Genomic DNA, 15,107 nt, shown 5'->3' with positions numbered 1-15,107 from the left:
GCGCCAGGGGGGCGCAAAAATAATTCTTGCGCCTAGGCCCCGAGCAGGTCGCGGATTTCATCCAGCAGGCGCTGGGGGCTCACCGGCTTGATCAGGGTGCGGTCGGCGCCGAGCCTGTTCGACAGGTTCAGGCATTTGTCGGGCTTCAGCCACTGGCCGCCGCCGGACATGGCGATGATCGGCATGCCCGGGCGCAGCCGGTGAGCCTGCTGGATGACCTCCAGCCCGTCGCAGCCGGGCATGAGCACATCGGTGAGCAGCAGGTCGAAGGTCGCCGAGGCCAGCAGGCGCAGGCCCCGGCGACCATCCACCGCGGTGCGCACGTTGTGCCCCGCCGCGCGCAGCACCTCGCGCACGAGCCGCCGCACCAGGCGGTCGTCCTCCACAACCAGGATCAGGGCCATGGCGTGCCGGGCCTAGGCCGCCGGGGCCTGGGCGCGTTCGTCCTGCGTCTCGTCGGATGCGGCGAGCATCTCCAGCTCCTGTTCGGAGAAGACGCGCCCGATGTCCAGAACGATGACGAAGCGGTCGTCGCGCTTGCCGATGCCCATGATGTAGTCGGCGCGGATGGCCGTGCCCATGCGCGGGGCGGGCTCGATGGCCGCCGGGGGCAGCTCCACCACCTCGCGCACGGAGTCGACCAGGGCGCCGAGGATGGCGGCTTCGCCCGCGTAGGCGGTTTCCACGATGATGATGCAGGTGTTCACGGTGTCGTCGGCCCGGTTCATGCCGAATTTGCGGCGCATGTCCACCACGGGCACGGCGTGGCCGCGCAGGTTGATGACCCCGCGCATGAAGGGCGGCGTGCGCGGAATGCGCGTGATGGACGAAAGCTCCAGCACTTCGCGGACCTGGGCGATGGCCAGGGCGAAGACTTCGCCGTCCAGGCTGAAGGTCAGGTACTGGTTGGTGTCGTTGTCGATATGCATGGCCATGAGAGTCCTCCGGGGCAAGCGCCCGGCCCCGCCGGGGGGGGAGCCGGGCGGGCCGGTCTAGAAGCGTTCGAAGTCCTTGTCGTTGCCGTCTTCGCCGTCCATGTCCAGGGATATGCCGGGGCCGCCCCCCGCGCCGGGCTTGGGCGCGGCGGTGTGGGCGGCGAGCTTGCGCGGCGGGGCGGCGTGGGCGGTGACCACGGTGTGCGCCGCGGGCTTGGCCTTGGCGGCGGGCCGGGTCTGGCGCCGGGCGCCGCCTTCCAGGCGGAAGAAGCTGATGGTCTGCTGGAGCTGCACCGCCTGGGAGGACAGTTCCTCGGAGGTCGAGGCCATTTCCTCGGAGGCCGAGGCGTTCTGCTGGACGACCTGGTCGAGCTGCTGGATGGCCTTGTTGATCTGCTCGGCGCCGGAGTTCTGCTCGTTGCTGGCGGCGGCGATTTCCTGCACCAGCTCGGCGGTGCGCCGGATGTCGGGCACCATCTTGGTCAGCATGGTCCCGGCGCGCTCGGCGACCTCCACGCTGGAGGAGGACAGCTCGCTGATTTCGGCGGCGGCGGACCCGCTGCGTTCGGCCAGCTTGCGGACCTCGGCGGCGACCACGGCGAAGCCCTTGCCGTGCTCGCCCGCGCGGGCGGCCTCGATGGCGGCGTTGAGCGCCAGCAGGTTGGTTTGCCGCGCGATTTCCTCGATGATGGAGATCTTGTCGGCGATGTCCTTCATGGCCGAGACGGTCTCGGTCACGGCCTTGCCGCCCGCCTCGGCGTCCTGGGCGGACTGTATGGCGATCTTTTCGGTCTCGCGGGCGTTTTCGGCGTTCTGGCGGATGTTGGCGGCCATCTGCTCCATGGACGAGGAAACTTCCTCCACGCTGGCGGCCTGCTCCGTGGCGCCCTGGGACAGGCTTTCGGACGAGGCCGACAGCTCCTCGCTGCCCGAGGCCACGTTCTCGCCCGCGCTCTGCACCTCGCCGACGACCTCCGAGAGCTTGGCGACCATGTTTTGCAGGGCGGCGGCCAACTGGCCGACCTCGTCCTTCTGGTCCAGCTCGAGGCGTGCGCCGAGGTCGCCCGCGGCGATGGCCTGGGCGAAGCCGACCCCCTTGCGCACCGGCCCGGTGATGGCCCGGGTGATGAGCAGGGCGGCGAGGATGCCGATGACCAGGGCCACCCCCGCGCCGCTGTAGACCATGGTCGTGCTGTCGGCGATTTCCGCGTTCATCTTGTTGTCCTGGTCCAGACGGGCGGCGCCGCAAATTTCCTGGGCCTTGCGTGCGGCGGCGACCATGGTCGCCTCGGCCTCGTCCTGCTGGCGCATCAGGGCGACATAGGCGGTAAAGGCCTTGGAGTAGACGTTGACCGCAGTCAGCACGGCCTCGGCCTGGGCGATGTTGGCGGGATTGCGGAAGGAGGCCTTGAGTTCCGTCGTCTTGCCCAGCAGGGTGGCTACTTCCTTGTTCGCGGCCTCCACGTATTGCTGGTCTTCGGAGATGATGGCTTCCTTTTCGAAACGTCTGGCGTTCAGGAATATCTGGGCGAGCTGGCCGGCGTTGTGGACCTTGTTCGCGCGGTCCATGACGCTGGCGCGGTCGGCGCTGCCCCGGGCCATCATCTCCTCAAGCTGGTGTTGCTGGTCGTCGGCGATGGCATTGGCGACCGTCAGTGTCTGGCGAGCCGTCGTGCGCATTTCCTCCATGGTTTCCTGGCGCCGGGTTTCCAGGGCCGCGTACGCCTGGAAGGCCGTTTCGTACTCGGTGACGGCCTTGGCGATCTCGTCCATCTGGTCGCGGTTTTCCTGTTGCGTGAAGCGGTTTTTGAGTTCCGCCGTCTGGGCCAGGATTTCCTTGACGATGCCTGTGATCTCGTCCTTGTACTTGGCGTCTCCGCGCTGGATGAAGTTCTTTTCCGCGATGCGCGCGTCCAGGCTTTTGCGCAGGATGGTGAAGACCCGGTCGGCGTTGCCCACCCGGAATTCCACCGAGGACAGACCGCTTGAGCCGATGAACGCGACTCCTGCCGTGAGGATGAGCACGACGGCGAACCCAAGACCCAGCTTCACACCCAGCTTCAGATTTTTGAACACGAGAGTTTCCTCCGAGGTTTGGTCATGTGTGACCATCTGCGGCCTCCCGGCAGACGGCATTTTGGTGGATTTTGGTGCTCGGGGAAAACAAGAATCATACCATGTCCGCGATACAAAAATATATTGAAATAACTGACTTTTTTCTTCGCGCCGCCATTTTCGACATCCGCGATTCCACTTACATCATATTTTAATTCCGCTTTTATCGGAAAACTTCCGACAAAAACGGAACACCCCCGCCCGGCATGCCGGGCGGGGGCCGATGGTCCCGCCGTGGAGATCGAAGGCCCCGGGAGCCTAGAAGCGTTCGAAGTCCTTGTCGTCGGCGTCGGTGCCGCCCATGTCCAGGGAGATGCCTGTCTCGGGGCCCTTGCCGCCGGTCTTGGGTTCCTTGGGCGGTTTGGCCTGGGCGGCGGCGAGCTTGCGCGGCGGGGTGGCGTGGGCGGCGATCACGGTGCGGGCCGCAGGCTTGGCCTGCCCCTTGCGCCTGGCGCCGCCTTCCAGGCGGAAGAAGCTGATGGTCTGCTGGAGCTGCACCGCCTGGGAGGACAGTTCCTCGGAGGTCGAGGCCATTTCCTCGGAGGCCGAGGCGTTCTGCTGGACGACCTGGTCGAGCTGCTGGATGGCCTTGTTGATCTGCTCGGCGCCGGAGTTCTGCTCGTTGCTGGCGGCGGCGATTTCCTGCACCAGCTCGGCGGTGCGCCGGATGTCGGGCACCATCTTGGTCAGCATGGTCCCGGCGCGCTCGGCGACCTCCACGCTGGAGGAGGACAGCTCGCTGATTTCGGCGGCGGCGGACCCGCTGCGTTCGGCCAGCTTGCGGACCTCGGCGGCGACCACGGCGAAGCCCTTGCCGTGCTCGCCCGCGCGGGCGGCCTCGATGGCGGCGTTGAGCGCCAGCAGGTTGGTTTGCCGCGCGATTTCCTCGATGATGGAGATCTTGTCGGCGATGTCCTTCATGGCCGAGACGGTCTCGGTCACGGCCTTGCCGCCCGCCTCGGCGTCCTGGGCGGACTGTATGGCGATCTTTTCGGTCTCGCGGGCGTTTTCGGCGTTCTGGCGGATGTTGGCGGCCATCTGCTCCATGGACGAGGAAACTTCCTCCACGCTGGCGGCCTGCTCCGTGGCGCCCTGGGACAGGCTTTCGGACGAGGCCGACAGCTCCTCGCTGCCCGAGGCCACGTTCTCGCCCGCGCTCTGCACCTCGCCGACGACCTCCGAGAGCTTGGCGACCATGTTTTGCAGGGCGGCGGCCAACTGGCCGATCTCGTCCTTCTGGTCCACGTCGATGCGCGCGCCGAGGTCGCCGGCGGCGATGGCCTGGGCGAAGCCGACCCCCTTGCGTATCGGCCCGGTGATGGCCCGGGTGATGAGCAGGGCGGCGAGGACGCCCACCACCAGCGCCACGCCTGCGCCGATGAGGATCAGCCGCAGGCCGGAGTCCATGCCCTGGCGCATGATCTCGGTCTGTCTGGCGCCGAAGGCTTCGGCGGAGGTGATCAGCCCCTGGGCCTCGGCGCCCATGGCCGTGCGGGCCTCCTCCTGCTTTCCGGCGGCCTGGGCATAGGCGCCGAAGCCGTCGCGGTAGTCCCGGGCGGCACGCTCGGCCTGGCCCAGGGCCTGGCGCTGGGCTTCGGGCACGAGTGCGCGCAGGGCCTCCAGGTCTTCCAGCAGCAGGGCGAAGCCTTCGTTCATGCGTTGCAGTTCCCCGGCGTCGGGGCTGGCGATGTAGTCCTTGGCGATGCCGCGCAGGTTCAGGAACTGGATGTTGGCCTGGGCGGTGGCGTCGAAGGCGGTGAACAGGTTGCCCTGGCGGACCTGGGCGCGCAGGGCTTCCATCAGGTCGCCCAGGTTTTTTTCCAGGGTCGCCGCATTGCTCGTGACGCCGCCCAGCATGTTGGTGCGTTCATTTTGCAGGCGGACGTAGGTGTTGAAGAAATCCGTATAGTGCGCGGCTGCTGCCGCGATGGAGTCCACAGTCTGTTGGTCGGCCGGGATGCGGTATGTCTCGCGGGTGGTCTTGGCGATTTCCTCCAGGGTGGCCATGTGCGAGGCGAAGCGGGTGGAAGAGTCCTCGTCGGCTTGCAGGAAATAGTTGTAGACGCTGATGCGGGCGTTGAACATGGCGATGTTGAGGGCGTTCATGTCCTCGGCCTTGGCGCTCCTGTTCTTGGCCCCGAGCATGCTGTTCCAGCTCAGGCCCGTGACCGCCGCGGTGAGCAGCAGGACCACGGCAAAGCCTAGTCCCAGTTTGATTCCCAGCTTCAGGTTTTTGAACATCGTTACCTCTCTGCGCGGGCATGTCCGCCGGGCCGCAGGGGGAACGGCCCGCGGGGCCCGCAAACCCCGGATGGTTGGCGCGAGATGAACGGCGCGGAAGACCTCCTGACTTGACAATAGCCTTTCCTCAGTCACGGTCAACGGGAAATACGTCGGGGACGCCGCCGCAAGGGCGGCGGGACGGAAAGGCCGCGGGCCGGAGGCGGCGCGCGGGAGGCAGGAAGGTCTATTGCTGGCCGAGCAGGCCGTACTTGCCCAGAAGCTGGTAGAGCCGGGCGGGCCGCAGCCCGGCCAGACGGCAGGCCGTGCGGCGGTCACCGGCGGAGTGGCGCAGCAGTTCGGTGAAATAGCGCTGCTCGGTGTCGGCCACGGCCTGGGCGCGGTAGACGCGCCAGGTGGGAAAGCCTTCGCCGGGGGCCGCCCCCGGCACGGGGGGAGCCGCGCAGCGCCGGTCTGCCACGGCCTCGCGGGCGATGCGCGCGCGCAGGTCCACGGGCAGGTGGCGGGGGAAGAGGGTCGGCTCGCCTTGGGCGGCGATGACGGCCGTCTCCAGTACATTGAACAATTCTCGTATGTTGCCTGGCCAGGAATGGGCGCCCAGGGCCTCCAGGAACTCCGGGGTCAGGCCCTTGGTGCCCTGGTTGTGGCGGTGGCCCAGCTCCGCCAGGCGATGCAGCACCAGAGGCCCCAGGTCTTCCCGGCGCCGACGCAGGGGCGGCAGCTCCAGGACCAGGGTCTTCAGGCGGTAGAGCAGATCGGTGCGGAAGGCCCCGCGCGCGGTCAGGGCGTCCAGGTCGCGGTTGGTGGCCGCCACAAGGCGAAAGCGGCTGCGCTCCTCGGCGGTGGCGCCGACGGGGCGGAAGGCGCGCTCCTGGAGCACGCGCAGGAATTTGGCCTGCACCGGCAGGGGCAGCTCGCCGACCTCGTCCAGGAACAGGGTGCCCCCGTCGGCCTGTTTGACCAACCCGGCGCGGGCCTGCTCGGCGCCGGTGAAGGCGCCGCGCACGTGGCCGAACAGCAGGCTTTCCACCAGGGTGTCCGGCAGGGCCGCGCAGTCCACGGTGACGAAGGGCCCCCGCGCGCCGGGGGTGTTGTCGTGGATGGCCCGGGCGAAGAGCTCCTTGCCCGTGCCCGTTTCGCCGACCACGAGCACGTCGGCCGGGCCCGAGGCCGCGCGGGCGACCTGATCCAGGCAGGCGCCGATGCCGGGGCTGGCGCCGATGATGGCCTCGCGGCGCAGGGCCATGGGCGCGGCGCGGCGCTTTTCGGCGCGGTATTGCAAGGCCCGCGACAGGGGCAGGGTCATGCGCTCCAGGGAGCAGGGTTTTTCGATGTAGTCCCAGGCGCCGCTACGCGTGGCCAGTTCGGCGCCGTCGGGGTCGCCCTCGCCGGTGATGATGATGACCTCCGGCGGGTCGGGCTCCTGGCAAAGCCGGGGCATGGCCGCGATTCCGTCTCCATCGGGCAGGCGCACGTCGAGGTAGAGTACGTCGAAATCCGTATCGCGCGCGAGGCGGAAGGCATCATTCAGGCAGGCTGCGGCCCGGGCCTCGTGCCCCATGCGCTCCACGGCGGCGCAGAGCAGTTCGCGGATGGGCTCGTCGTCGTCGATTATGAGAATCCTGGCCATGGCCCTGGGGCTCCTTCATGTGATTCCAGGCCATGCTTACACAACTTTGCGGATGGCGGAAGCGCTTTCGCGGCGGCGCATGACAGGCGCCGTCGCGGCTTGCGGCCATGGTTCCGCGAGGGGCTAGCGGCCACCCAGGTCCAGGTCCATATCGCCCGGCCAGGTGATGGTGTAGCCGTATTCCACGGTCCGCCCGGCGCCCGGGGCCAGCTCGAAGTCCCAGATCACGGCGTCGTCCTCCTCGCGGGCGCCGCCGCCCAGGGTTTTTTCGAGTTTGATGCGTTCGTCGCCGGGGCGGGGCAGGCGGTCCTGCACACTGATGCGAGCGGGCCCGGATTTGCCGTTTTGGACCGTCACTTCCCAAGCCCAGCGGTGGCGGCCCCGCCCGCCGAACAGCCCGGCCTCGCCCGAGGCGCGGTCCGTGCTGCGGAAGGTCACGGCCAGTTGCGGGTCGGCCCCGAAGAACAGCTCGGTTTCGGCCTCGGCCAGCTCGAAGGGCACGCGCTGCACCAGGGCGCCTTCCAGCATCAGGTCGGCCTGCCCGGAGGGGATGCGCGGGGCGGCGTCCAGGGTCACGCGCGCACGCAGATAGGCGCGCGGCTCGGCATAGGGCCGCACGAGGTAGTCGAAGTCGGCCCGCCAGGTCTGGCGGGCGATGGGCAGCCGCAGGCGGTCGCCCGAGGCCAGGGTGGCCCGGCCCGCGTCGTAGGTGTCGAACACGGCGCCCTGGGTGCGCGGGGCCATGGCGGCGCCAGCGGCGGCGTCGTTTGCCGTCTCCATGACCGGGGCGGCGCGCATGAGCATGGCGGGCTCGGCCTTGGGCATCGGCACTGCGGGCCGGGGCTCCCAGGGCCACAGCTCGGGCGGGGTGGCCCCGGTGCGGAACTCCGCCGTGGCCAGGGCCAGGGCCACGTTTTTCCACGGGCGGCCCGAGCCCTGCCAGACCGTGGCCTCCCAGGCGAAGCGCACCGCGCCTTCGGCGGGCCGGGCGTCGAGAATGTAGGTCGGGGTCCAGCCCGCGTCGGGCAGGCGGTAGCTCAGGCGCACGGGCACCCGGGTCCCGGGCTCGGCGTGGAAGGTCGCGCGCGCCTCGAGCACTGTTTCGGCCCCGCCGGTCAGGCGCTCCAGCTCGGCGCGCAGATCGTCCACCACGGCCTGTCGGGCCGCGAGGTCGCGGCGCAGGGCCGAGGCGGCGGCCAGTTCGGTCTCCAGGCCCTGGCGCAGGGCGGCGGCCAGGGCCGGGGCCTCGGCGGGCCGCTCCAGGGGCGCCCCGGCCTGGGTGTTCCAGAAGCGGGCCCCGGCCTCGCGGGCGGCCAGGGCGTCGGCCAGGGCCTGGCGCTTGGCGTCCTCGCGCTCCAGGGCCGCGCGTACCTCGCCCACGCGGCCCTCGTCCACGCGGCGCACGGCGCGCACCTCCACGCCCGCCAGGGCGGGCGGCGCGTCGCCCAGGGCCCGCAGGGCCAGGGAGTCGGGGTCCGCGCCCGCAGGCAGCGTGGCCACGCCCACGGCCGACCCTTCGGCGGCGGCCAGGGTCAGGGTCTGCTCCTCGGTGACCAGGGCCGAGCCGGGATACAGGACGGCCGAAACGACTTCGGCCCGAGCCCGCAGCGGGGCCGGAGCGAGGCCCAGCAGGGCCACGGCGACGACGAGACACAACCGGGTCGCGGTCATGGTGTTCCCCCTTGCGCGCGGCGCGCGCGGTGACGTGCGGGCCCGCTCCCCCCGGGCGGCCCCGGTGCTAGATATCCAGGACGCGGCGCGTCCATTCGCCGGGGCCGAAGACGAAGGCTTCGACCCGGGCCGTGCCGCGCTGGTCCCAGGCGCGGGCCAGGACGAGGCCCTTGCCCTGGGGCGTGATCTGCTCCACGAGCAGGTCGAAGGTCGCCACGAGGTTTTCGTCGCTCTCCTCGAACATGGCGCTGGGGCCTTCCACGCGGATGCTCCCGGTATTCTCCTCCAGGTAGACGTATTCCACGGTTTCGAAGGCGCGTTTGAGCAGCTTGGAAAGCTTGCTGTACTGCCATTCGCCCACGCCATAAATCCAGCCTTCGTATTCCACGCGTCCCGCTTGCATTGCGCTCCTCTTCGGGTTTGGTGCGGGCCCGGCCACAGGACCCGGCCCGTTGGGCCTTCTCATACAGCGTCCCCGCCAAGAGCTCAAGGGTGGCGGCTGCTTTGATCGCCCGCTCAGCGGGCCGCGCGCCTTGCCTTTGTCCAGTTTTTTGATAAAGGATGTGTACTTCCGCTGGACATTTTCCGGCGGAGGCCAGGGGAGGCGCCATGTCCGAGGGCAGGATTCTCGTCGTCGAGGACGAAGCCATCATCGCCAGGGAAATCCGGCACGCGTTGGAAGGATTCGGCTACGAGGTCCTCGCGGTCATCCCGCGCGGCGAGGACGCCGTGGCCTTCGCCCTGCGCGAGCACCCGGACCTGGTGCTCATGGACATCATGCTCGCCGGAGTCATGGACGGCACCGCCGCCGCCGCCGCCATCCGCGAGCACCTCGATATCCCGATCATCTTTTCCACCGCCTACACCGACCGCGAGACCGTGGAGCGCGTCAAGCCCACCTCGCCTTACGGCTATCTGGTCAAGCCCTTCGAGCACACCCACCTGCGTATCACGGTGGAGACCGCCCTGTACCGCGCGGCCATGGAACGCAAACTGCGCGCCCAGGAGCAGCGCCTGCGCCAGGCCGAGAAGATGCAGGCCGTGGGCACCCTGGCCAGCGGCGTGGCCCATGATTTCAACAACATCCTGTCGGCCATTATCGGCTATTCCGAAATGGGCCTGCGCCGGGCGCCCGAGGCCGACCCGCTGCACCGCATGTTCGACCGCATCCACCGCGCCGGGGTGCGCGCGCGTTCCCTGGTGCGCCTGCTGCTGGACTTCAGCCGCCCCGCCGCCGCCGACTGCGAACCCGTGGATATGGCCGGGGTGATCGAAGAGGCCCTGGATGTGGTGCGGGCGACGCTGCCCCCGGGCGTGGCGGTGGACTACGCGCCGCCTTCCGGGCCGTGCCCCGTGCGCGCCGACGCCACCCAGATGCACCAGGTGGCCCTGAACCTGATGGTCAACGCCGTGGACGCCATGCGCGCCGGGGGCGGGCGGCTGGCCGTGCGCCTTGCACCGTGCGCCGCGCGCGAACAGGCCGCCGAAGGCGCCGACGCCGCCCAGGAGCCCCGTCACGCGGTGACCCTGGAGATCGCCGACACGGGCCCGGGCATGGCGCCGGAGGTGCTGCGCCGGGCCTGCGACCCGTTTTTCACCACCAAGGCCTCGGGCCAGGGCACGGGCATGGGGCTGGCCATCGTGCAGGGCATCGTGCGCAGCCACGGCGGGCGGCTGACCCTGGAATCCGAACCCGGCAAGGGCACGCGGGCCACGGCCGCGCTGCCCTGCGCCGACAGGTAGCCCACGGGGGGGAGGCGGCGCATGGCCAACGTACTGATCATCGACGACGACCACATGGTCCGCGAAATGCTCTGCGACATGGTCGAGGAACAGGGCCACCGCTGCGCCACGGCGGGCAGCCTGGCCCAGGGGCTGGCCGAGGCCGAGGCCCGGCCCTACGACGTGGTTTTCCAGGACGTGTACCTGCCCGACGGCACGGGGCTGGACATCCTGCCCCGGCTGCTGGACTCGCCCGGGCGGCCCGAGGTTATCGTCATCACCGGCGCGGGCGATGCGCAGGTGGCCGAGCGGGCCATGCGTGAGGGCGCGTGGGATTTCGTGGCCAAACCGCTGGACATGGCCACGGTCATGGCGCCTCTGGCCCGGGCCGTGCGCTACCGCGAAGACCGCCGCGCCCGCAGCGACGAGCGGACCATCCTGCGCAAGGGCATCGCCGGGGCCAGCGCGCTCATGCGCGCGTTGATGCACACCGTGGCCCTGGCCGGGGAATCGGGCGCAAGCGTGCTCATCACCGGCGAAACAGGCACGGGCAAGGAGCTTTTCGCCCGGGCCATCCACGCCAACAGCCCGCGCGCGGCCCAGCCTTTCGTGGTGGTGGACTGCGCCTCCCTGCCCGAAACCCTGGTCGAGTCCATTCTCTTCGGCCATGTCAAGGGCGCCTTCACCGGGGCGGATAAGGCCCGCGAGGGGCTGGTGGCCCTGGCCGACGGGGGCACCCTGTTCCTGGACGAGGTGGGCGAGCTGCCGTTCTCCATGCAGCGGGCCTTCCTGCGTGTGCTGGAAGACCGCACCTTCCGCCCCGTGGGCTCCAAGACCGAGCGCAGCAGCGATTTCCGCCTTGTGGCGGCCACCAACCGCCAACTGGAAGCCATGGTCGAGCGCGGCGAGTTCCGCAAAGACCTGCTCTTCCGCATCCGCTCCTTCAGCATCGAGTTGCCCGCCCTGCGCGAGCGCAGCGAGGACATCCCGGAGATCGTGGCCCTGCAAATGGAAAAGCTGGCCGCCGCCGGGCGCTTCGGGCGCAAGGACTTCTCGCCCGAGTTCATGGAGGCCCTCACGGCCTACCCCTGGCCGGGCAACGTGCGCGAGCTGGTGCAGTGCCTGGAGCGCTCCCTGGCCGCCGCCGGGCCCGAGGCCGTGCTCTACCTGAAGCACCTGCCCGACGAGGTGCGCGTGAGCTACGCGCGCACGCTGGTCTCGCGCGAGGGTGCGGCTCCGGCCGACACCCCGGGCCCGGCTTCCGGGCTCCAGGCGGCCGCGCCGTCCGGGTCGCCCGCGCCCCCCGGGCCCCCCGGGCCCCCCGGGCTGGACCAGCCCTGGGCCGCCTACCGCGAGGCCGTGGTGGGCGCCGCGGAGCGCGAGTACTTCGGCCACCTGCTGCGCCGTACGGGCGGCGACGTGCGCCGCTGCTGCGCCGAGGCCGACGTTTCCCGGGCCCGGCTGTACCAGATTCTGCAAAAACACGGTCTGGCCCGCCGCTAGGCGCCGCTCCCCAGCGCCCGGCTTTTCCCGTCGCCATCACGCATTCCTGGTCGGCCAGCCCCCGGGCGGCTTCCCGTTGCGCGTCCTGTTCTTTTGGATGCCGTCTATTTTTTATAGGCAAGTCTGATTATTCTGGACACACTCCGGGCGAGGCACCAGAAGGCAGTCGATTCATTCCCGCGCCTCGCAGAAGCAATATTCTGGTTTCATTGCAGAAAGCTGGCGCATCCTCCAGGGGGGCGGTTTTGGCACGGGTCTTGTTAAAGGGCAGGTGGAGGACACGACAATGACCACCGCCGATACCATTTTTCACTTGGCCCGCAAGGCTTCGAATGAAGGCATCGCCCTGGAGGAAGCCCGGCTGTGCACCGTCTGCTGGACCGTGCACGTGGCCGACGAGTGCCCGGAGTGCAGTGCCCGACAGTGGTTGTATCTGGCCCCGCTGCTCAAGGGCTTCGAGCTTGTGGATGCCCGCTGCGGATGCAAGACCGAATCCGCCCGCGCCGAGGCCTGCTAGTTGTACCAATCCGGCTCCGGGGGCGTTACCTGCGCAGCCTTCGGAGCCTTGGGAGGGGGCACCCCCCAACAAACGTCCCCTCCTCCCCCCCGAACCGCCTTCCTCCCCCCCGGAAGGCGGTTCTTCCTTTGCCCCCGACCGCAGCACTCACGCGCCGCTTTCCTTTTGGACCATGGGCTGGTAAAACGACGCCGATTTCATTCACCCGAGGGGTTCCCATTGAGCAAGCGTACCCGCCTCATCGTCAAGATCCTGTTGGGAATCGTCCTGTACATGCTGGCCGTGCTGGCCTCCGCCGCCGTGGTCCGCGCCGGGGAGGCCGAGCCGGGGCACGACACCCTGTGGCAGGTTTCGACCATCGACGCCCTGCTGGCCGGGGTTTACGACGGCGCCGTGCCCGTGGGCGAACTGCTGCGCCACGGCGACCTGGGCCTGGGCACCTTCGACGCCCTGGACGGCGAGATGGTCGTGCTGGACGGCGCGGCCTGGCGCGTGAGCGCCGACGGCGTGGCGCGACCCGTGCCCGCCGACGAGACCACGCCCTTTGCCCAGGTCACGCCCTTTGCGCCGGACTTCAGCGTGACCCTGGAGAACGTGGGCTCCCTGGCCGAACTGACCGCGCGCCTCGCCGCCGCCCTGCCCAGCGCGAACATGTTCTACGCCGTGCGCGCCCGGGGCGGGTTCGAGCTGGTCAGGACGCGCAGCGTGCCGCGCCAGTCGCGGCCGTTCCGGCCTCTGGCCGAGGTCACGGCCTCCCAGCCCGAATTCAGCCTGACGCACACCAGCGGCGACATCGTGGGCCTCTACGGCCCGCCCTTCGCCAAGGCCGCCGGGGTGCCCGGCTTCCACCTGCACTACCTGAGCGCCGCGCGCGACGCGGGCGGGCACATGCTCGACGTGCGCTTCACCGGCCCGGTGGTTTTCGAGCTGGACACGACCACCGCCCTGGCCCTGACCCTGCCCGCCACCCCGGCCTTCGCCGCCGTGAACCTCGCCCCCGACCGCGAGGCCGAGCTGAAGCGCGTGGAGCAGTAGCTCCGCGCCCTCCCGGCCCGCTCCGGCCAGACGCACCGAGGCCGCGCATCCCCAAGGATGCGCGGCCTCGTGCCTTTTGCGTTCCCGGCTCCGCCCGGCAGGGTCTAGAACGTGCGCCTGTCGACCACGCGGCGGGTCTTGCAGGCCTGGTCCTCGAACAGGCTGGCGCGCTCCACGATGCGCACGGCGAAGCCCACGCCGAGCACGGACTCCAGCTTGCGGTGGATTTCCGCGCAGAGCATCTGGTGCTTCTTGATTTCGTCGAAGAACTCGTCGGTGCCCGCTTCCACCAGGACGGTGCCCCGGTCCAGCCCGTCCTCGCGCTCCAGCACGATCTGGAAGCAGGGGTCGATGCCCTCGATGGTCGCCAGCACGTTCTCCACCTGCCGGGGATAGACGTTCACGCCCTTAAGGATGAACATGTCGTCGGTGCGGCCCTGGATGCGGTCGAGCCTGCGGTGGGTGCGCCCGCAGGGGCAGCGCCCGGGCAGGAAGCGCGTCAGGTCGCCCGTGCGCAGGCGCAGCATGGGGAAGGCTTCCTTGGTCAGCGTGGTCAGCACCAGTTCCCCGACCTCGCCTTCGGCCACGGGTTCCAGGGTCTGCGGGTCCACGATCTCGGCCAGGAAGTGGTCCTCGTTCAGGTGCAGCCCGTTTTGCTCCAGGCACTCCCCGGCCACGCCGGGGCCCATTATTTCCGACAGGCCGTAGTTGTCCGTGGCCGTGAGCTTCAGGCCGTCCTGGATGGCCTCGCGCATGGCCTCGCTCCACGTTTCGCCGCCGAACAGCCCGTGGCGCAGGGTCAGGGCGTTCACGTTGATGCCCGCGTCGTACATGCGCTTGGCCAGATACTGGGCGTAACCCGGGGTGCAGACCAGGGCCGTGGTCTTGTAGTCCTGGATGATCTGGATCTGGCGCTCGGTGTTGCCGTGGGAGCTGGGCACCACCGAGGCACCCAGCAGCTCCGCGCCGTAGTGGAAGCCGAAGCCGCCGGTGAACAGCCCGTAGCCGAAGGCGATCTGCACCACGTCGTCCTTGGTGACGCCGCCCGCCGTGAGCACCCGTGCGGCCAGCCGCGCCCAGCGGCGCACGTCGTTCTTCGTATAGCCGACGACCACGGCCTTGCCCGTGGTGCCGCTGGAAGCGTGCAGGCGCACGACCTCGCGCATGGGCACCGCGAACATGCCGTAGGGGTAGTTCAGCCGCAGATCCTCCTTGGTGGTGAAGGGCAATTTGCGTACGTCGGCCAGATCGCGCACATCGTCGGTATCCAGGCCCATGGCTTCGAACTTCCTGCGGTAGAACGGCACGTTGCGCGAGATGCGGTAGAGCGTGGACTGCAAGCGCTCAAGCTGCACCTGCTCCAGCGCCTGACGGGGCATACACTCATATTCGGCATCGAAGTACATGGTCGCTGCTCCTCGCGGTGTCTCGTGTTTCGCGGCCGTGCGCCGGAGAGGGGGGGAACCCCCTTTTCTCCAAGCGCCGAAAACGGGGTTCCCCCCGCCCCCTCTCCCGGACCCTCTCCCCCTTCCCTGAAAAGGCGCTCTTTGGGGGAGGTGGGAGGGCGGCCCGGGGCATTCTTTCTGGTCCGCATACTCGCCCCAAATTTTTCCCCTCTCCGCCCTGTCCCCCCGGTCCGGGAATGCTGCGGCGGTCCCCCGCCGCAGCATTCCCGGACCGGCGTGCGGGGTCAAGGGGCCGTCGGCCCCTTGCGGGGGTCCAGGGGGCGGCGCCCCCT

Annotated in this window: 12 protein-coding genes; 4 read left to right on the top strand and 8 right to left on the bottom strand. The window is 69.5% G+C overall.

Annotation, left to right across the window (positions count from 1 at the left end; translation table 11 throughout):
• Positions 1-32 precede the first annotated feature (32 nt).
• The 7 genes from ACZ5KV_RS05440 to ACZ5KV_RS05410 all read right to left on the bottom strand — a co-directional run bounded on the left by ACZ5KV_RS05440 (position 33) and on the right by ACZ5KV_RS05410 (position 8,995).
• The gene (locus tag ACZ5KV_RS05440) at positions 33-404 is read right to left on the bottom strand and encodes a response regulator (RefSeq protein WP_464241330.1); all 372 of its coding nucleotides are present in this window, start codon (positions 402-404) and stop codon (positions 33-35) included.
• A gap of 12 nt (positions 405-416) precedes the next feature.
• Positions 417-935, bottom strand: a complete 519-nt coding sequence (locus ACZ5KV_RS05435; RefSeq protein ID WP_464241329.1) for a chemotaxis protein CheW — start codon at positions 933-935, stop codon at positions 417-419.
• 57 nt (positions 936-992) lie between these two features.
• The gene (locus ACZ5KV_RS05430) at positions 993-3,011 is read right to left on the bottom strand and encodes a methyl-accepting chemotaxis protein (protein WP_464241328.1); all 2,019 of its coding nucleotides are present in this window, start codon (positions 3,009-3,011) and stop codon (positions 993-995) included.
• Positions 3,012-3,308: 297 nt separating this feature from the next.
• A complete protein-coding gene (locus ACZ5KV_RS05425; protein ID WP_464241327.1) occupies positions 3,309-5,291 on the bottom strand; it encodes a methyl-accepting chemotaxis protein in 1,983 nt (660 codons plus the stop codon).
• A gap of 226 nt (positions 5,292-5,517) precedes the next feature.
• A complete protein-coding gene (locus ACZ5KV_RS05420) occupies positions 5,518-6,921 on the bottom strand; it encodes a sigma-54-dependent transcriptional regulator (protein WP_464241326.1) in 1,404 nt (467 codons plus the stop codon).
• Positions 6,922-7,044: 123 nt separating this feature from the next.
• Positions 7,045-8,592, bottom strand: coding sequence for a DUF4139 domain-containing protein (locus ACZ5KV_RS05415; protein ID WP_464241325.1), 1,548 nt, complete (start codon positions 8,590-8,592; stop codon positions 7,045-7,047).
• 67 nt (positions 8,593-8,659) lie between these two features.
• The gene (locus tag ACZ5KV_RS05410) at positions 8,660-8,995 is read right to left on the bottom strand and encodes a hypothetical protein (protein WP_464241324.1); all 336 of its coding nucleotides are present in this window, start codon (positions 8,993-8,995) and stop codon (positions 8,660-8,662) included.
• Positions 8,996-9,201: 206 nt separating this feature from the next.
• Here ACZ5KV_RS05410 and ACZ5KV_RS05405 point away from each other — a divergent pair, with 206 nt between their 5' ends.
• The 4 genes from ACZ5KV_RS05405 to budA all read left to right on the top strand — a co-directional run bounded on the left by ACZ5KV_RS05405 (position 9,202) and on the right by budA (position 13,369).
• On the top strand, positions 9,202-10,335 hold the full coding sequence (locus ACZ5KV_RS05405) for a sensor histidine kinase (RefSeq protein WP_464241323.1): 1,134 nt from the start codon (positions 9,202-9,204) through the stop codon (positions 10,333-10,335).
• A 21-nt stretch (positions 10,336-10,356) separates the two neighbouring features.
• Positions 10,357-11,817, top strand: coding sequence for a sigma-54-dependent transcriptional regulator (locus tag ACZ5KV_RS05400; RefSeq protein ID WP_464241322.1), 1,461 nt, complete (start codon positions 10,357-10,359; stop codon positions 11,815-11,817).
• Positions 11,818-12,103: 286 nt separating this feature from the next.
• The gene (locus ACZ5KV_RS05395) at positions 12,104-12,334 is read left to right on the top strand and encodes a hypothetical protein (RefSeq protein WP_464241321.1); all 231 of its coding nucleotides are present in this window, start codon (positions 12,104-12,106) and stop codon (positions 12,332-12,334) included.
• 219 nt (positions 12,335-12,553) lie between these two features.
• Positions 12,554-13,369 (top strand): acetolactate decarboxylase, encoded by an 816-nt coding sequence (budA, locus tag ACZ5KV_RS05390; protein WP_464241320.1) that lies wholly within the window; start codon positions 12,554-12,556, stop codon positions 13,367-13,369.
• A 104-nt stretch (positions 13,370-13,473) separates the two neighbouring features.
• Here budA and ACZ5KV_RS05385 read toward each other — a convergent pair whose 3' ends face one another.
• Positions 13,474-14,775: a phenylacetate--CoA ligase family protein gene (locus tag ACZ5KV_RS05385; protein ID WP_464241319.1), complete on the bottom strand. Its 1,302-nt coding sequence runs from the start codon at positions 14,773-14,775 to the stop codon at positions 13,474-13,476.
• Positions 14,776-15,107: the final 332 nt, after the last annotated feature.

Source organism: Desulfocurvus thunnarius, assembly GCF_055390965.1.
Note: the sequence above shows the minus strand (reverse complement) of the source record. Positions and strands in the feature narration are given on the sequence as shown.